Genomic DNA, 17,812 nt, shown 5'->3' with positions numbered 1-17,812 from the left:
CTGATCAGGATCGACACGTCATGACCAAGACCTCCTGTGAGCGTTGCTGTTGTCCTGCTCCGATGCGCTGGCTAAATGCTGGCGGCGATCTCGCTCAACCCAGCGGCATCCATCCGTGCGCACATCGCGCATTGGTGCGCTCCGAACGCCCGCCCAAAAGCCTAATGCACTCTCCTGAACTGCCCTACGTCCGGACACGCAGGTCAAATCCTGTCGCCGTCACGTCTATCATCGAGCCCGACGCCGGCATTAAATCCCCATAGCGCTCGCTGCTTACCCGGTGCTCAACTTCCCGCGACTTCGTGCCTTGGCGCTTTTTGGACGCCGGTCAGTTCGGCGTGCGGAGCCTCTTTGTCGCCGGCGTCCAAAAACCTGCACACTTGCGGACTCATGCGTCGCAACAAAAAAAATCTATTCAATCACCTCATCGGCGCTGACGAGTACCGTCTGCGGCAGAACCAGACCAATTTTCAGAGCGGCCTTCGTATTAATCGACAACCGAAAAATGGTCGGTTGCCGGAACGGTATCTCTGCTGGGTTCTGTCCCGATAACACTTGCTTCATTTGGGCCGCGAGTTGCCGAAATGCATCGATCAAATCCCGATAGTATGCCATGAGGCCACCGGCCACGACGAGATCATGGAAGGGATAGCAGGCCGGGACTCGAACGTTCGTCGCTAATCCAACTAGAGTTTTGCTATGGGATAGATGCTCTGGTTCATCCGAAACCAGCAGCACATCTGAGTTAGTCCAATTTATCGATGCGAAAGCTGCCTCATAGGAGGCATCATTCAAATTACTCCCCAAATCCACGTGCGCTACGGAAAGTTGGATAGATTGCGCAGCCTCTCGGACCATGGCGCCCTGAGGCTGCTGCCACGCTGACGAAGACGCAAGGTATGCTACTCTCGACGGCGCAGCTCTTGTCTCTCGTAAAAGGTCTAGACGCTTTCCATGAAGTTCTATCCCAGCATCAACGGTAACGCCGGTCACATTTGCACCCGGTCGCGCCAGAGTTTCCGCAAGTCCCCAAGCCACCGGGTCTCCTATGATCGTGACTATCGGAATGCTTTGCGTCGCTGATTTCAAGGCGAGGGTCATCGGACCTGCGCCGGTCAAGATTGCCTCTGGATTGTCCTTCACGACTGTTCGGGCCAACTCAGGATAGCTGTCCAGCTTGGCGTCTCCCGAGTAGCGGTCAACGATCAAGTTCTCTCCCTCGATAAACCCTAAGCGCGCAAGCTCATCAAGAAATGCGCGATAAACTGGGTTTCTCTTGAGCTCCTCAATCGAGTGCCAGGGTGCCACGATGGCGATCCGTCTTGGAGTTGCCGATCGCTGTGCTCTGGAGGCACGGGTCAACAGAACCAAACCCGCTCCCCCGATAAAGTTGCGCCTCCTCATTTGACACCTCGTTCTGCTTTGATCGGTCGCAAAGAGTCAACATCGTCAGCGCTCTGCCAATCGCTGGTTCGAAGTTGCTGCCAGCCACAGAAAACATTGGGTGATCTCTCCCACTTATCACACCATAGGGAGTGACTGCGCGCCACCCGGCTTACGGTGATCAATGCCGCCTTAGGGTCACACGCCGCCCTCGACAGGCTGCTTCAGCTTGGTCGACTCGGCTCCGGTGAGTGGACGTTGCGGCTGTCAGGGCGAGGGTGAGCAACGGGCCATGAGCTGACGCTGTACCACAGCGGGCTCAGCCTTATTCGATCACTTTGTCGGCACGCGCAAGTAGCACCGGGGGTACGGTGAGGCCCAGTGCCTTGGCGGTCTTGAGGTTGATTGCCAACTCGTACCTGGTCGGCTGCTGTACCGGAAGATCGCCTGGCATAGTACCTTTGAGGATTTTGTCTACATACCGCGCGATCTCTTGGCCTCGCTCCGTCAGATCCGCGGTGTATGACATCAAGAGTCCCGCCTGCACTGCAGAGTTTTGGGTCGAGAGAGATGGCATCCGGTATTTTAGTGCCAGATCGACTGCCAGTTTGTCCGAGAGGCTGCCCTGAATCATGACGGCGTCTGCTTGCGCGCGGGCGAGTGCTGCGAAGGCGTCGTCCAACTCGCTGCTGCTGCGAACGATGATCTGATGGACTTCAAGGCGTACTTTGGGGGCGGCCTGCTCGATGTCCTCAAGAAAGGGCTTCATGAACGGATCATTTGCATTGCCCAGAACGCCCACGTGGCGCGCCGCTGGAATCATCTGGGGGATCAATTCGAGGCTCTTGGCCGCCAGCTCGGCGGCGGCCCCGGACAATCCGGTGAGATTGCCGCCCGGCCTCGCAAGGTTACTGATCAGCCCCGTCCCGATCGGGTCGCCTGCCATCATAACGATGGGAATGTCGCGAGTAGCGTTCTTGGCCGCATAGACGGCCGGGGTTTGTATTGCGACGATCACGTCGACTTGGTTGCGAACCAGTTGGGTTGCAAGTTCGGGGAGGCGAGCGAGTTGATTTTGCGCCGATCGGACCTCAATCTGGATATTCTTCCCCTCGGCATAACCAAGCTCGTGGAGCGACTCGCGAAATGGCCCCATGAGCTCTGGGCCACTGATGAGAAGCACGCCGATGCGCGCCATCTGTCTCGGCAGCTGCGCGCGCGTCGCAAGCGGCCAAAAAGCCGCACCGCTGACGAGACCGATGAACTCGCGCCGCCTCATCTTGCCTCCCGTATCAGCTTGACGCTACCACAAAGATGCATCACGTGCGACACGATGTCTGAATCGGGTCTTGGGTGTGTGCAAACGGATAGGTCGGCACGCTGCCGTGGTCGCTACCCAATCCTCCAGACATTCCGGCAAGAGCGTCAGCTGAGATCTGTCCGCGCCTTCAACGAAGCGTCCCATCCGTATCCCCCATCAGGAAACGGAGGAATCGTAACCGACTCGTGGCTTTTCACACAGCCAGGGTCAAAACCGGTCCATTCCGCAATGCTTGAGGAAGGTCCGCCGCGGGTCCCACAAGCAGACATCTGGTCCGTCACTTCGGCTTCGCCATCGGCTTTGCGAGCTCACGGGCGCTGTCGATGACGAGCTGCACGACCGGGCTGACGGCGCGGTCCTTGATGGTGACCATCCCGTTCGGTCGGCGGGCCGCCGGCAGTTCGATGGGCAAGACCTTGAGCGCTGCCTCCCTGGCGAGAAATTTCAGCGCCGAAGCTGGAAAAACCGTGATGAACCGCCCCGTTTCCAGCAAGCTGACCCGCATATGGGGGGAATCGGTGACCACCGTTGCCTGGGGATACGCGAGGCCTCGGGCAAGAAAGGCTTGCGTGAGGATGGAGCCGATCACGCTCTCCCGCGGCGGAAGCACCCAACGCTCCTCCGCCAGATCCGGGAGCTGGATATTGCGCCGACGCGTCCATGGATTTTTCGCGCCTGCCGCGATGACGTAGCGATCTTCAAAAAGAAACTCGAAATGCAATCGCTCGTCGGTCATCGAGCCGCTGCTCCGCACGAACAGCAGATCGACTTTGCGTTCGCTCAACTCGCGGTGCAATGTCTCGATGTAGCCGGTTACGAGCTCAAACTTGATCCGCGGATGACGCCGGGAGAGCCGGTCGACGAGCGCGGAAACGAAGCTCGCCGCCAGGAAGGCCGTGCTCCCGATCCGCACTTCTCCAGCGGTGGGGTCGGCCAGGAATTCGATGCTCTTCACGCCCCGGCGCAGTTCGTCGAAGGCGGCTGCGCCGCAATCGATCAGGGCGCGACCGCACTCGGTCGGCTCGATTCCGCGCCGGTGGCGATCCAGCAAGCGGACGCCAAACGCATGCTCCAGTTCCGCGATCGATCTCGAAACGTTGGGCTGGGTCGTGTTGAGCATGAGCGCCGCCTTGCCCATGCTGCCGGCCTGCACAACCGTCATCAGCACATGCAGGTCCTGCAGCTTCATTCGCTTTCCGATGCGATCGCTCATCTGCATGGGAGCACCCATTTCCGTTTTGAGATGACCTCATCAGACAATAGCCTTATGCGCTTATGACAGCATCAACTATCCTCGGCCGTCGACGAGAGCCCGCGCGGGTGCCGGTTCGACGGAGCAAAGCCTATGATTCCCTCCCGACGTCGATTTCTATGCTTTGCAGCGGGAGTGGCCGCACCGGCGCTGCTCTCAGGCCCGGCCTGGGCGCAGACTTATCCCGCCCGGCCGGTCCGGATCATGGTCGGCTTTGCTGCCGGCGGCCCAAACGACATTCTCGCGCGCCTGCTCGGGGAGTGGTGGTCGGAGCGGCTCGGCCAGCAATTCATCGTCGAGAACCGGCCGGGAGCAGGGAGCAATCTCGCCACCGAGGCGGTCGTGCGCGCGCCTCCCGACGGCTACACACTCCTGCTGGTCGGCTCTCCCAACGCGATCAATGCCACGCTTTATGAAAATCTCGATTTCAATTTCCTGCAGGATATCGCGCCGGTCGTCGGTCTGACCCGCGGCGCCCTGGTGATGGTCATACACCCGTCGGTTCCTGCCCATACGATTCCGGAGTTCATCGCCTATGCCAAGGCCAATCCGGGCAGGCTCTCGTATGGTTCGGGCGGCGTCGGCGGGATCACGCATATCGCCGCGGAGCTGTTCAAGCAGGCCGCCGGCGGGCTCGATCTTCAACATGTGCCCTATCGAGGCGTGGCGCCCGCAATTACGGATCTGCTCGGCGGGCAGGTGCAGGTCGTCTTTGTCAACCTGGCGCCATCGATTGGATACATCGGAAGCGGCAAGCTACGCGCACTCGGGATAACGACAGCGGCGCGATCCCAGGCGTTGCCGGATGTGCCGGCTATCGGCGAGTTCGTGCCCGGCTATGAAGCGAGTTCGGTGTTCGGCATCGGTGCGCCGAAAGGCACCCCGGCCGCGATGATCGACAGGCTCAACATGGAAGCCAATGCCGCTCTGGCCGATCCCGGTTTCAGGATGCGCCTGCGCACCCTTGATGCGACGGAACTGGGCGGTTCGCCCGCCGATTTCGGCAAGCTGATGGCCGCTGAAACCGAGAAGTGGGCCAAAGTGATCAGCCTCGCGAAGATCCGACCGGAGTAGCGCGGGAAGTCTTGCATGCATGGAAGGTTCGGAAAGGTCCGCGCGAAAGGCGGCGGCGCGTTCGATTGTTATCTGGTCGCGCCCGAGACTGAAACGGCGGTTGCTGCAATTGTGCTGGCTTGCGCCATTCACGGCGTGGATGCCGACATGATCGCAATCGCCGACGAGCTGGCGGGATACGGCTTCATCGTAGCAGTGCCGGATCTGTTCTGGCGTTCGATTGCCGGTCCGCTGTCCCGAAGCGACCCGCGCGCGGCGCAGCGCGCGCAGCCGCGCCTGGAGCAAATCAAGGTCGGCGAAGAGGATATGATCGACACCTTGAGACACCTCGGCACAATCCCTGAGTTCAATGGCCAGGCGGCGGTTATGGGATTTTGCTACGGCGGTCCGTATGCGATTCTCGGACCCAAGCGGCTTGGCTATGCTGCCGGTATCTGCTGCCACGGATCTCAGATGCTGGATTATCTTGACGAGCTTGTCGGGGTTCGCCAGCAGGTTTGTCTGATTTGGGGCGACAAGGACGACCGCGCGCCGATCGAGGTGCTGGAGGCGTATCGCGACGTAGCGATGCGCATGGAAAACGTCGACGTACACATCCTTCCCGACGTGCGCCACGGCTACATGATGCGGGGAAGTCCGTGCTTCGATCGGGCAGCATATGATTTTTCAATGAGGCGTGCCCGAGAGATTCTCAAAGGTCTGGCGTCGCCCGGTCGCTGGCAGCCTGCGAAATGACGATCGGCGGGATGATGCCATCGTACACCTGTTTTGCCCGACGCGTCAAACGATATTCGGAAAATACAAAATAGGCGCGGTGCAAAATTCTTCAATGATTTGTACTGTGCATGGGGTTGTTTCCGCGGCTTTTGTTTTCACCCCCGCACGCGTTTGATCATCTGCTCGACATGGGCGATCGGCGTCTCCGGCTGGATGCCGTGGCCGAGATTGAAGATGAAGCGTCCTTGGGCAAAGTTCGCCAGCACGTCGTCGATTGCGTGGTCGAGTGCCGCGCCGCCCGTGATCAGCACCAGCGGATCGAGATTGCCCTGCACGGCGACCTTGCTCTGCACGCGCTCGCGGATGAAGGCGGGCTCGGCGGTCCAGTCCATGCTGACGGCGTTGACACCGGTGGCCTCGACATAACCAGGCAGCTGCGCGCCGGCCCCGCGGGGGAAGCCGATGATCTTCGCGTCAGGTACCTTGGCGCGGACGCCTTCGACGATGCGGCGCGTCGGCTCGGTCGACCAGCGCGCGAATTCGGCCGGCGGCAGCACGCCGGCCCAGGTGTCGAAGATCTGCAAGGCGTTGGCGCCGGCCTCGAGTTGCGCCAGCAGATAGTGGATCGAGTTCTCGACGAGGACGTCGATGATCTTCGCGAACGCCTCGGGATGCCGGTAGGCCATCATCCGCGCCGGCGCCTGGTCGGGCGTGCCGTGGCCCGCGACCATGTAGGTCGCAACCGTCCACGGCGCGCCGCAGAAGCCGATCAGCGCGATCTTCGGATCAAGCGCGGCGCGCACGATCTTGAGCGCCTCGAACACCGGCTGCAGCGTGCCGAAGTCGGCCCGCGCGGCGAGCGTTGCGACCTTGGCGGGATCGTCGAGCGGCTCGAGCCGCGGACCTTCGCCGACCTCGAAGCGCACCGAGCGACCGAGCGCATAGGGGATCACCAGGATGTCGGAGAAGATGATCGCCGCATCGAAGCCGAACCTTCGTATCGGCTGCAGCGTGACTTCGGCGGCAAGCTCCGGATTGAAGCAGAGATCGAGGAAGCCGCCCGCCTTGGCACGCACCTCGCGATATTCGGGCAGATAGCGGCCCGCCTGCCGCATCATCCACAGGGGCGGGACGGCTTGCCGCTGGCCGGAGAGCACGTCGATGAAGGGCTTTGTCGCAGACTGGGGCACGAATGGTCCTGATGCAGAGTTGAGGTTCCTGATACACCGCCGCGGGCAGAAGCGGAACAGGGGAACCAGCGCAAATGCGCCGCGTTGACCCGCCAATGGAGGAGGAATTCCATGGCCCAGACATTCGATCCCGCGCCGCATGACAAGCACGCCGAGGACTTGCGCGAAGCCCTCGCGGCCGATCGCCACGCCAAGCTCGACACCGGGTTGGAGGATACCTTCCCCGCCTCCGATCCCGTCAGCGCCGCGCAGCCGACGCCCTCGAAGGCCGATGCTGACGCCGACAATCCCTCGCTGTGGGACAAGGTCAAGGCGATCTTCAGCTAGGGACCGCCAGTTTCCGATAGGCTTGCTAAGACCTTGTTAGTGATCTGCGGAAACCCCGGTCCGTAGGAGTACGGAAAAACCCGTAGATGAATGCGAATCCCTGTCAGCGCTTCAGGGTTCAATAACAGAAGCGGCAGAGTTTCCGGCGATCGGAGATTTCTGCCGCATGAACCTCGCCTCACAGAGAGCCGGATGGAGCCGCTTGCCGTTGCGCGCGGCGGCGTTCGTCGTGCTCACCTGCGTCGCGATCCTCGGCGTCAGCGGCTGGCGTGAATGGGCCGCGCGCGATCAGGTGCTCAAGGGCGCCGAAACCGAGATGGCGAACGTCGCCCGCTCGTTGACGCAGCATGCCGAGGACAGCCTCGATCTCCTGGATTCCGGCGTCGTCGGCGTCGTCAGCCGTCTCGAGATGGATGGCGCCGATCCCGCCACGATCGGCAAGCTGCGCAACCTGCTCGAGGCGCGCAAGAAGGCGATCGACCGGGTCCATAGCCTCGCCATCATCGACGACAAGGGCAACTGGCTGACTTCGCCCGGGACGATCGCCTCGACGCTCAGCGACGACGCCTTCTTCCGTCACCACCAGCTCTCGCCCAAGCGCGAGGCCTATATTGGCCACCCCGTGAAGAGCCTTGTCGACGGCGAGTGGGTCGTGACCCTGTCGCGGCGGTTCAACAAGGCGGACGGCAGCTTCGGCGGCGTGGTGCTCGCTGCCATCGGCTCGCGGTACCTGTCGCACTTCTACGAGCAGTTCGAGATCGGCCGCAACAGCTCCGTGACGCTGATGTACGGCGACGGCTCGATCATCGCGCGCAATCCGAACAACGAAAAGTTCGTCGGCCGCAATGTCGGCGATACGCCGCTGTTCCGCGACGCCAGCCTGCAGCGGCCGAGCGGCGCCTATCATTTCACCTCGCCGCTGGATGGGGCCGAGCGCGTCAGCTTCTTCAAGCGCTCCGGCCGTTATCCGCTCGTGCTGCTCGCAACCGTCGACAAGGACGAATTGCTCGCGCCGTGGCGGGCTGCGGCGATCTCGCGCATGCTGTACGTGCTCGCGCTGGTGATGCTGATCGCGATCATCGGCGCCGTGTTGGTGCGGCAGTTGCAGCGCGGCCAGCGCATGGCGGCGGCCCTGATCGAGAAGGAGGCGCATTTCCGCCTGCTCGCGGAAGGCTCCAGCGACATGGTCACCCGCATCGGGCTCGACGAGCGGCTGCGCTATGTTTCGCCGTCGTCCAACCGCGTCGTCGGCTGGCGACCCAACCAGCTGATCGGCACGGAGGCGCTCGCGGGAATCCATCCGGAAGACCGCCCGCACGTCCAGGCCATCGTCGATGCCATGAAGCGTGGCGACGCGGAAGAAGCGCGCGTCACTTACCGCAACACGCATCGGCAGAAGTCCGAGGTCTGGCTGGAATCGACCATGCGCGTGACGCGCAAGGAGAACGGTAGTGTCGACGGTGTGGTCGCGATCTCGCGCGACATCACCGAGCAGAAGAATCTGGAGACAAGGCTCGAGACCCTCGCGATCGAGGACAGCCTCACCGGGCTGGCCAATCGCCGCCGCTTCGACGAGCGGCTGAAGGAGGAATGGGCGCGCGCATATCGTGATCGCTCCAGCCTTGGCCTCTTGATGATCGACGTCGATCACTTCAAGGCCTACAACGACGAATATGGCCATCCCGCGGGCGACGCTTGCCTGCGCGTGGTGGCAAAAACCATCGCGGCCGAGGTGCAACGGGTCGGCGATCTCGCAGCCCGCTACGGCGGCGAGGAATTCGCCATGTTGCTGCCGAACACCGATGCCGCCGGCTGCGCCCGGCTCGGTGAGCGGATCCGCAACGCCATCCACGATGCCGGCCTGGTTCATGCCTCCAATCCGGCAGGGCCCTGCGTCACCGTCTCGGTTGGCGGCGCGGCTTGCCGGCCTGCGGTGGAGCGGACCGCGGGCACGAGCTCGCTGGTGGAGGCCGCCGACCGCGCACTCTACGCCGCCAAGGATGCCGGCCGCGATCGCCTGATGATGTCGGGCGAGGTCGCGAACCTGCTGCGCAAGGCATCTGGCCAGTAGGCGGGCGTCAGCTCAATAATGCGGCGGGCGCTCGTTGGCGGGGCCCGGCGCATTGGTCTCGGCTTCCTGCAACCGCTCGCCGAGCTCTGCGACCTTCCGCGTCAGCACATCGATCTGCTTCCATTGCGCGGTGATGGTCTGGTTCAGCGTCTCGATGGTGTCGTCCTGATAGGCGAGGCGCATCTCCAGGGCGTCGATGCGCTCAGTGAGCGTCTTGATGTCATTCGTCACGTGCGACGTCCTTGTCCCGTTCGCGCAGACCAATTTCTTGCAGGCCGTGGCCAAGCGCGACGCGCTCGTCGAACACAAAACATTCGCCACGCCAGCGGCTCTGCGCCTCTGGCACCTTTTCCAGATATTTCAGGATGCCACCCTTGAGGTGATAGACCTCGGCAAAGCCCCGCGCGAGCAGATGCGCGCTCGCCTTCTCGCAGCGGATGCCGCCGGTGCAGAACATCGCGATCTTGCGATGCTTGGCGGGATCGAGCTTTTGCGCGGCAAAGTCCTTGAACTGGCCAAAACTCTTGATGTCAGGGTCGACCGCGCCCTCGAATGTCCCCATCGCCACCTCAAAGGCGTTGCGGGTGTCGAGCACCAGCGTATCGGGCGAGGCGATCAGCGCATTCCATTCCGCAGCATCGACATAAATGCCGACCTGCCTTGTCGGATCGGCGGCTGTATCGCCAAGCGTGACGATCTCCTTCTTCAGCCGCACCTTGAGCCGGCCAAACGGCATCGCTTCGGCAGTCGAGCACTTCAGTTCGAGATTGTTCAGCCGACCGCCGAACATCGGCCCATGTGCGAGCTCATGGGCGAAGGCGTCAATCGCGTCGGGCGCCCCGGCGATGGTGCCGTTGATGCCCTCCTGGGCCAGCAGCACGCTGCCCTTGAGGGACAGGCCGGCACAGAACGCGCGCAGCGGCTCGCGCAGCTCGCGGTAGTCGGGCAGGGCGGCGAATTGGTAGAAGGCGCAGACCTTGTAAATCATGCGCCCGTTTAGCAGGCGGCAGGCGCCCAGAAAACCCGCAACGAACAGCTCTATTCCCGGCGAATGGCAGCCATTTCCCTGGTATGCCAGCATTGCCCGGACGCCCTGGAATGTGTCATGAAGGCCCGGTTTTTCCGAGACGGCGCGGCGCGCGCCCACGGTCTGAGAGAGCAAAACTTCGATGAGAAACTTCCATTTCCCCGGCAGATCCACGGTCCACGCCACCAACGCGATGGTGGCGACCTCGCATCCGCAGGCATCCCTTGCCGCGATCGAGGTGCTGCGCGAGGGCGGCACGGCTGTGGATGCGGCGGTGGCGGGTTCTGCCCTGCTTGGCGTGATCGAGCCGCAGTCGACCGGCATCGGCGGCGATTGCTTCGCGCTGATCCAGCCGCGCGGCGAGGGCAAGATCATCGCCTATAACGGCTCCGGCCGCGCGCCGAAGGCCGCCAACGCCGACTGGTATCTCGAGCGCAAGATGACCTCGGTACCGCTGACCTCCGCGCATGCGGTGTCCATTCCCGGAGTGATCGACGCCTTCGCCACCGTGCTGCGCGACCACGGCAAGTTCGGCTTCGACCGGCTGCTCCAGCCCGCGATCAAGGCGGCGGAGGAAGGCTACGTCGTCGCGCCCCGCATCGCCTTCGACTGGAAGAACCAGTTCGAGAAGCTGAAGAACGGTACCAACACGGTGCGCTACCTGCTGCCTGGCGGCAAGCCGCCGGTCGCCGGCGACGTCATCCGCCAGGCCGAGCTCGGCAAGACGCTGCGCGCGATCGCCAAGGATGGCCGCGACGCCTTCTACAAGGGTGCGATCGCGGAGGATATGGTCGAGACCCTGCGCGGCATCGGCGGCCTGCACACGCTCGACGATTTCGCCGCCCATATCACCGAAACGACAACCCCGATCGGCACCATGTACAAGGGCTACGACGTCTGGCAGTGCCCGCCGAACGGCCCTGGCGTCACCGCGCTGTTGATGCTCAACATCCTGTCGCGCTTCGACCTGACCAAGTACGCGCCCGTGAGCGTCGAGCGCTTCCATCTCGAGGCGGAAGCTGCGCGCATCGCCTACATGAACCGCGAGATGCATGTTGCCTCTCCCGACCACATGAAGATCAACGTCGCCGAGATGCTCGAGAAGGGCTTTGCCGAAGAGTATATCAGCAAGATCCGCATGGACGGCATGTTGGACCTCCCCAATGTCGCGCCGCCGATGAATCCCTCGACCATCTACATCACGGTGGTGGACAAGGACCGCAACGTCTGCTCGTTCATCAATTCGGTCGCGCATTCCTTCGGCTCGGCCATCGTTTCCAACAAGACGGGTGTGCTGTTCCAGAACCGCGCCGGCGGCTTCCGGATCCAGCCAGGCCATCCCAATTGCATCGAAGGCGGCAAGCGTCCGCTGCACACGATCATGCCGGGCCTGCTCACCAAGGGCGGCCGTTCCACGATGTCGTTCGCGGTGATGGGCGGCCAGTACCAGCCGACCGGGCAGACCCATCTGCTGACCAACATCCTCGACTATGGCTGCGACGTACAGGAAGCAATCGACATGCCGCGCGGCCTGCATTACGAGGGCCAGTATCAGCTCGAAGACAGCGTGCCCGCTGACATCGTCGAGGGCCTCAAGAAGCTCGGCCACAAGACCACCAGCGTGGTCGGCCCGCTCGGCGGCGCCCAGGCGATCTGGATCGATTGGGACAAGGGCACGCTGACCGGCGGTTCCGACCCACGCAAGGACGGCTGCGCGCTCGGCTATTGAGCGTCGCGCGAGGTTCCTCGCGACAAGATCAGGAAAAGTTGACGGAGGGCGACGCGGCATCGGCAGCGTCGCCCTTTCCCGTTCGGAACGGAGCTCATGGCCCCAAGTTGGTGGGCGGTGAGCGGCGCAGGCGTGCGCTGCTTTGTTTTCGAAGCGGCGGAGGCCGTCCATGTCCGATATCTCAAGTTCCCAATCATCTGGATTCGACAGGCGCGCCTTCATGGCAGGTGCTGCCGGCAGCGCGCTTGTTCCGCTGACCGCGCGCGCGACCGCGCAGGAGGCACGAGCGCCTGCGGTGCAGGATCCGGCGCTTCCCGTTGACGTCACGCTGCGCGTGAACGGCCAGGACAAGCGCCTGAGCCTCGATGCACGTACCACGGTGCTCGACGCGCTTCGCGAACATCTCAAGCTTACCGGCAGCAAGAAAGGTTGCGACCACGGCCAGTGCGGTGCCTGCACGGTGCTGATCGGCGATCGCCGCGTGGTGTCGTGCCTGACGCTCGCGCTGGCCGCTGAAGGACAGGAGATCACGACCGTCGAAGGCCTTGCCACCAACGACCGTCTGCACCCGATGCAGCAGGCCTTCGTTGATAATGACGCGTTCCAATGCGGCTATTGCACACCGGGCCAGATCATGTCGGCGATTGCCTGCGTCAAGGAGGGACATGCGGGCACCGATGCCGACATCCGCGAATACATGAGCGGAAATATCTGCCGCTGTGCCGCCTATCCCAACATCATCGCTGCGGTGAAGCAGGCCGCGCCCGAGATCGTGAAAGGCTAGGCGCATGCGACCATTTTCCTACCAGAGGGCCACAGACCCTGATATGGCCGTGCAGGCGCTAAGCGCCGCTGCGGCCGCCAGCAAGCCGTTAACGCAGGCCTCAGCCCAGCCGCTCGCCGGCGGCACCACGCTGATCGATCTGATGAAGCTCGACGTGATGCGGCCCACCGCGATCATCGACATCAATCCGCTCGCGCAAGGCTGGTCGGCGATCGAGCCTGGCAGCGAGAACCTGCGGCTCGGCGCGCTCGCAAAGATGTCCGATGTCGCGGAGCATGGCGAGATCCTGCGAAACTATCCGGTCATCGTTAATTCCCTGAAGCTCGCGGCCAGCGCCCAGCTGCGCAACATGGCGACACTCGGCGGCAACGTGATGCAGCGGACGCGTTGCAGCTATTTTCGCGACGTCTCCTATGAGAATTGCAACAAGCGCAATCCCGGCTCCGGCTGCGCGGCCATGGACGGCGTCAACCGCATGCATGCGGTGCTCGGCATCTCCGATCAGTGCATCGCGACCTACCCCGGCGATTTCGCCCAGGCGCTGATCGCGCTGGATGCCACGGTCGAGGTTACCGGCAGATCCGGGACTCGCAGCATGCCGTTTGCGGAGCTGCACAAGGCGCCGGGTAATTCGCCCGAGATCGAGACTACGCTTCAGCCCGGCGAGCTGATCTCGGCCTTTCTTATTCCCGGCCGCTGGCCGCGCTCGGTTTACCTGAAGGCGCGCGACCGACAGTCCTATGAGTTCGCGCTGTCCTCCGCTGCGGTGGCGCTGGACGTGCAGGACGGGACGATCCGGGACGCGCGGGTGGCGCTCGGCGGCGTCGCTACCGTGCCGTGGCGCGCCCGCGAGGCGGAGGCGCAGCTCAAGGGGCAAAAATTCGATGACGGTCTGGCGCAGCGCGCCGCCGATGCTGCATTCGCTGACGCCAGGGGACGCCAGCACAACGGCTTCAAGATTGCGCTCGGCAAGCGCGTGGTGACGCGCGCGCTGCAACAGGCCGTAATGATGGAGATATGACCATGACCGCTGCCGCTCCCGAGCCGAAAGCGAATATGGGCAAGCCGGTACCGCGCTATGATGCGGTTGCAAAAGTCACGGGGCGGGCGACCTACGGGTCCGACATGCCGCTGGACAATCCGGCCTATGCGTTCCTCGTCACCAGCGCGATTGCCAAGGGCCGCATCAACAGTTTCGACCTTGAAGATGCCAAGCGTGTCCGCGGTGTGATCGACATCGTCACGCACGAGAACGCGCCAAAACTGAAGGAGTCAAAACTCTTCAGCAATGGCGGCTATGCCGGAACCACGATTCAGCCGTTAAAATCGGCCGACATCGCCCATGACGGCGAGATCATCGCGGTGGTTATAGCCGAGAGCTACGAGGCTGCGCGCGAGGCCGCCAATCGCGTCAAGGTCAACTACTCAGCCGTAACCCCGAGTGCGAGCTTCGACTCGCAGGGAACGACGAAAGCTGCGGCGAAAGGCCAGAACGCGCAATTCAAGGAAGACCCGAAGGTCGGCGACTTTGCCAAGGCGTTCGACGAGGCCGAGGTCCAGCTCACTGCGTCCTACGAGACGCCGACGCAGCACCACAATCCGATGGAGCTGTTTTCGACGAGCTGTGCCTGGATGGGCGACACTCTCGTCATCTATGAACCCAGCCAATATGTCTACGGCTTGAAGAACGGCGTCGCCGAACAGCTCGGCATTGATGCCGACAAGGTGCGGGTGGTCAATCCCTATGTCGGCGGCGGCTTTGGCTCGCGCGGTTCGATGACACCGAGAACTGCGATCATTGCCGGCATCGCGAAGCGGCTGAACCGGCCGATCAAGCTGGTCCCGACCCGCGACCAAGGCTTTACCATTGCCACCTATCGCGCCGAGACCCGCCACGAGATCAAGCTCGGCGCGAGCCGGACCGGCAAGCTGGTCGCGCTCAGACATGAAGGCGCGGAGGTCTCCTCGCGCGCCGACCCCTATTGCGTCGGCGGTACCAAGACCACGACGCGGCTCTATGCCTGCCCGAATGTCGACAGTCTCGTGTCGATCGTGCGCGCCGACCGCAACACGCCCGGCTTCATGCGCTCGCCGCCGGAGGTGCCCTATCTGTTTGCACTGGAGAGCGCGATGGATGAGCTGGCTGTGAAGCTGAACATGGATCCGGTCGAGCTCCGCCGCATCAACGACACGACCAATGAGCCGATCGGCGGCAAACCCTACACATCGCGCTCGCTGATGGCGTGTTTCGATGAAGCCGCAAAGGCTTTCGGCTGGGCGCAGCGCTCAGCGGCGCCGAAATCGATGTCCGATGGTGATTGGCTGATCGGCTACGGCTGCGCGGCCACTTGCTATCCGACGCAGATGGCTCCCGCGGCAGCGCGCGTTCGCCTGCAGCGCGACGGCCGTACCCGCGTCGAGATCGCCGGCCACGAGATCGGCACGGGCGCCTATACGATCCTTGCGCAGACGGCCGCCGAGCGGCTTGGTGTGCCGCTGGAGAAGGTCGCGGTCTTCATTGGCGACAGCGACCTGCCGCCGGGCCCCGTTGCAGGCGGATCGAATTCGACGGCCAGCACCTGCTCCGCTGTGATGATGGTGTGTGACCAGGTTCGTCAGCGGCTGTTCAAGGCGCTGATGCCGAACGAGAGCCTCGCGGACAAGGCCAAGGAAACGGTCGGCATGGGGCAGACCCCATCGACAGAGGCGGCCAGGAGCGATCGCCCGCTCGATCTGGAGAAAGCGTTCGACGCTCTCGGTGCCGGCGTGGTCGAGGAATATGGTGAGTGGAAGCCGGAAGGCGCGCCGCTGGATTCCTTCAAGGCGATGCACAGCGGGCACGCGCGGCTCGTCGGCGGTGCGGCCATGAAGGACAAGATTGCCTATGCCTTTGGCGCCGAATTCGTCGAGGTCAGAGTCAACCGCTTCACGCACGAGATCCGCGCGCCCCGCCTGGTCGGAGCGTTTGCGGCTGGCCGCATCATGAATCCGCGCACGGCCCGCAGTCAGCTGATGGGCGGCCTGATCTGGGGCATGTCCTCGGCGCTGCTCGAAGCCACCGAGATCGACGAGCGCACCGCACGTTACGTCAACGACAACTTTGCCGACTATCTCGTGCCCGTGAATGCAGATGTCCCCGGCGTCGAGGTGATCTTGCTCTCCGAACAGGATGATTACATCAACCCGGCCGGCGCAAAGGGGCTCGGCGAACTCGCCAATGTCGGCACCAATGCGGCGATCTGCAATGCCATCTATCACGCCACCGGCCAGCGTATCCGCAAGCTCCCTGTGCGGCTGGAAAATATCGAAGTTTAAGGGGTGGAAACGGCATCGGCGTTGCGCTAGACACCTCCCGCCTCAAACGGAAGGTGCCTTATGCAGCGTTTCCAGCGCGTGCTCCTCGCCATCATGTCGGCATTCGCGATCACGTCGATCGGCGCTGTGTCGACATTCGTTTCCACCACGGCCTCGGCCCAGACCGCAGGAAAGACCATGACCACAGCTTCAGGATTGCAGATCACCGATAGCGTCGTCGGCACCGGCGCCTCGCCGAAGCCCGGCCAGATTTGCGTGATGCACTATACCGGCTGGCTCTATGAAAACGGCCAGAAGGGCAAGAAATTCGACTCGTCCGTCGATCGTAACGAGCCCTTCGAATTCCCGATCGGCAAGGGCCGCGTCATCGCCGGCTGGGATGAGGGTGTTGCCACGATGAAGGTCGGCGGCAAGCGCACGCTGATCATCCCGCCACAGCTCGGCTATGGCGCGCGCGGCGCCGGCGGCGTCATCCCGCCGAACGCGACGCTGATGTTCGATGTGGAATTGCTCGGCGTGAAATAACGGCGCAGCCGTCCCGGGTTCGCATCGCGCCCCGGAATGACTTGCTAAACAAAAAGACCGGCCTAAACAAAAAGACCGGCCTTTCGGCCGGTCTTTTCGCTTTCAGTCCAACGCAGTTTACTCGGTGGTGCGACGGGCCGCCGCAGCGGCGCGATCGATCGCTTCCTTTGCTGCATCCTTGGCATCGCCCATGGCCTTCTGGCCCTTGCCCTTGACTTCCTGGACCGCGCCTTCTCCCTGAAGACGCTCGGAACCGGTGGCTTCGCCGATGCCCTGCTTCGCCTTGCCAATGACTTCGTTGGCGTTGCCCTTGATCTTGTCGCTGGTGCTACCCATGAAACTCTCTCCTTCCAGATTGCTCGCAATGACAACGCTGGGCAGCTATGAGAGTTCCGATTTTTGTATGGCTTGATAGGCCGGCTTTAGTTAGTTTCGCGCGCACAGAACCAGCAGAAAGCAAGATCAATGACCGGCCATGACCACAGCCATTCTCACCATGACCACGATCACCACGATGATCGCTGGAAACATGACGGCGTGCGCGTCATTCCCGGCAATCAACTCGATACCAACGTGCCGTCGACCGCCGGCATGGACCGTGCGGCCGCGATCAATTTCGCCCGCGTCGGTGCGCAGAAATTGTGGGCCGGCACCGTCAGCATCAAGCCCGACGCCAAGACCGGCGCGCATCACCACGGCCATCTCGAGAGCGTCATTTACGTGGTGAAGGGCAAGGCGCGGATGCGCTGGGGCGAGAGCCTGCAGTTCACCGCCGAGGCCGGCCCCGGCGATTTCATCTTTGTGCCGCCCTACGTGCCGCATCAGGAGATCAACGCCAGCCCCGACGAGGTGCTGGAATGCGTGCTGGTGCGCAGCGATGGCGAGGCGGTTGCGATCAATCTCGACATCGAACCGGTCGAGAAGCCCGAGACCGTGCTGTGGATCGACCCCGTGCATCGGGATCCGAACGAGAAGAAGTAACATCGAGGACCACACGGGTTCGGTACGACCAGACCCCGCAGGCACGGTCTAAAAAATATCCGGAAGCGCTGTCGGATGGCCGCCCAGCCATCCGTCCTTGGGCAGAACCCCCAAGG

17 protein-coding genes are annotated in these 17,812 nt (G+C 62.8%); 10 read left to right on the top strand and 7 right to left on the bottom strand.

Annotated elements, in window-relative coordinates:
* Window positions 1-411: 411 nt before the first annotated feature.
* From XI06_RS20385 to XI06_RS20375, 3 genes are all read right to left on the bottom strand, one after another.
* Entirely contained in the window at window positions 412-1,404 is a 993-nt protein-coding gene (locus tag XI06_RS20385) for an ABC transporter substrate-binding protein (protein WP_271606284.1), read from the bottom strand.
* A 304-nt stretch (window positions 1,405-1,708) separates the two neighbouring features.
* Window positions 1,709-2,662 carry an ABC transporter substrate-binding protein gene (locus XI06_RS20380; protein WP_271606283.1) on the bottom strand — a complete coding sequence of 318 codons (954 nt, stop codon included), beginning with the start codon at window positions 2,660-2,662 and terminating at the stop codon, window positions 1,709-1,711.
* Window positions 2,663-2,981: 319 nt separating this feature from the next.
* Window positions 2,982-3,893: a LysR family transcriptional regulator gene (locus XI06_RS20375; protein ID WP_271606282.1), complete on the bottom strand. Its 912-nt coding sequence runs from the start codon at window positions 3,891-3,893 to the stop codon at window positions 2,982-2,984.
* Window positions 3,894-4,052: 159 nt separating this feature from the next.
* Between XI06_RS20375 and XI06_RS20370 the strand changes: the two genes are divergently transcribed.
* Window positions 4,053-5,030, top strand: a complete 978-nt coding sequence (locus XI06_RS20370; protein ID WP_377802771.1) for a Bug family tripartite tricarboxylate transporter substrate binding protein — start codon at window positions 4,053-4,055, stop codon at window positions 5,028-5,030.
* Window positions 5,031-5,045: 15 nt separating this feature from the next.
* A complete protein-coding gene (locus XI06_RS20365; protein ID WP_237866526.1) occupies window positions 5,046-5,765 on the top strand; it encodes a dienelactone hydrolase family protein in 720 nt (239 codons plus the stop codon).
* Window positions 5,766-5,902: 137 nt separating this feature from the next.
* Here XI06_RS20365 and hemE read toward each other — a convergent pair whose 3' ends face one another.
* Window positions 5,903-6,937: a uroporphyrinogen decarboxylase gene (gene hemE / locus XI06_RS20360; RefSeq protein WP_271606280.1), complete on the bottom strand. Its 1,035-nt coding sequence runs from the start codon at window positions 6,935-6,937 to the stop codon at window positions 5,903-5,905.
* A gap of 111 nt (window positions 6,938-7,048) precedes the next feature.
* On the opposite strand from hemE, the gene XI06_RS20355 reads away from it, so the two are divergent.
* Both XI06_RS20355 and XI06_RS20350 read left to right on the top strand, forming a co-directional pair.
* Entirely contained in the window at window positions 7,049-7,264 is a 216-nt protein-coding gene (locus XI06_RS20355; RefSeq protein ID WP_237866523.1) for a hypothetical protein, read from the top strand.
* A 166-nt stretch (window positions 7,265-7,430) separates the two neighbouring features.
* Window positions 7,431-9,335: a diguanylate cyclase gene (locus XI06_RS20350; protein ID WP_237866522.1), complete on the top strand. Its 1,905-nt coding sequence runs from the start codon at window positions 7,431-7,433 to the stop codon at window positions 9,333-9,335.
* 12 nt (window positions 9,336-9,347) lie between these two features.
* On the opposite strand, the gene XI06_RS20345 is transcribed toward XI06_RS20350, so the two are convergent.
* Window positions 9,348-9,566 carry a SlyX family protein gene (locus XI06_RS20345; RefSeq protein WP_271606279.1) on the bottom strand — a complete coding sequence of 73 codons (219 nt, stop codon included), beginning with the start codon at window positions 9,564-9,566 and terminating at the stop codon, window positions 9,348-9,350.
* Complete coding sequence (gene trhO, locus XI06_RS20340) at window positions 9,556-10,323, bottom strand: oxygen-dependent tRNA uridine(34) hydroxylase TrhO (protein ID WP_271606288.1); 768 nt, start codon at window positions 10,321-10,323, stop codon at window positions 9,556-9,558. The genes XI06_RS20345 and trhO overlap by 11 nt, the downstream gene beginning before the upstream one ends.
* Before the next feature lie 181 nt (window positions 10,324-10,504).
* Here trhO and ggt point away from each other — a divergent pair, with 181 nt between their 5' ends.
* The 5 genes from ggt to XI06_RS20315 all read left to right on the top strand — a co-directional run bounded on the left by ggt (window position 10,505) and on the right by XI06_RS20315 (window position 16,715).
* The gene (gene ggt, locus XI06_RS20335) at window positions 10,505-12,091 is read left to right on the top strand and encodes a gamma-glutamyltransferase (RefSeq protein WP_271606278.1); all 1,587 of its coding nucleotides are present in this window, start codon (window positions 10,505-10,507) and stop codon (window positions 12,089-12,091) included.
* 220 nt (window positions 12,092-12,311) lie between these two features.
* Window positions 12,312-12,875, top strand: coding sequence for a (2Fe-2S)-binding protein (locus tag XI06_RS20330; RefSeq protein ID WP_377819136.1), 564 nt, complete (start codon window positions 12,312-12,314; stop codon window positions 12,873-12,875).
* 4 nt (window positions 12,876-12,879) lie between these two features.
* Window positions 12,880-13,896 carry an FAD binding domain-containing protein gene (locus tag XI06_RS20325; RefSeq protein WP_271606277.1) on the top strand — a complete coding sequence of 339 codons (1,017 nt, stop codon included), beginning with the start codon at window positions 12,880-12,882 and terminating at the stop codon, window positions 13,894-13,896.
* Between the two features lie 2 nt (window positions 13,897-13,898).
* Window positions 13,899-16,190 (top strand): xanthine dehydrogenase family protein molybdopterin-binding subunit, encoded by a 2,292-nt coding sequence (locus XI06_RS20320; RefSeq protein WP_271606276.1) that lies wholly within the window; start codon window positions 13,899-13,901, stop codon window positions 16,188-16,190.
* Between the two features lie 60 nt (window positions 16,191-16,250).
* On the top strand, window positions 16,251-16,715 hold the full coding sequence (locus XI06_RS20315) for an FKBP-type peptidyl-prolyl cis-trans isomerase (protein ID WP_237866510.1): 465 nt from the start codon (window positions 16,251-16,253) through the stop codon (window positions 16,713-16,715).
* 117 nt (window positions 16,716-16,832) lie between these two features.
* Here the strand turns inward: XI06_RS20315 and XI06_RS20310 are convergent, their stop codons facing one another.
* Complete coding sequence (locus XI06_RS20310; RefSeq protein ID WP_237866509.1) at window positions 16,833-17,051, bottom strand: CsbD family protein; 219 nt, start codon at window positions 17,049-17,051, stop codon at window positions 16,833-16,835.
* A gap of 129 nt (window positions 17,052-17,180) precedes the next feature.
* Between XI06_RS20310 and XI06_RS20305 the strand changes: the two genes are divergently transcribed.
* Window positions 17,181-17,696: a cupin domain-containing protein gene (locus XI06_RS20305; protein ID WP_028134790.1), complete on the top strand. Its 516-nt coding sequence runs from the start codon at window positions 17,181-17,183 to the stop codon at window positions 17,694-17,696.
* Window positions 17,697-17,812: the final 116 nt, after the last annotated feature.

The organism is Bradyrhizobium sp. CCBAU 11434 (genome assembly GCF_028128895.1).
GTDB lineage: Bacteria > Pseudomonadota > Alphaproteobacteria > Rhizobiales > Xanthobacteraceae > Bradyrhizobium > Bradyrhizobium zhengyangense.
This window is presented reverse-complemented; position numbering and strand designations above follow the sequence as displayed.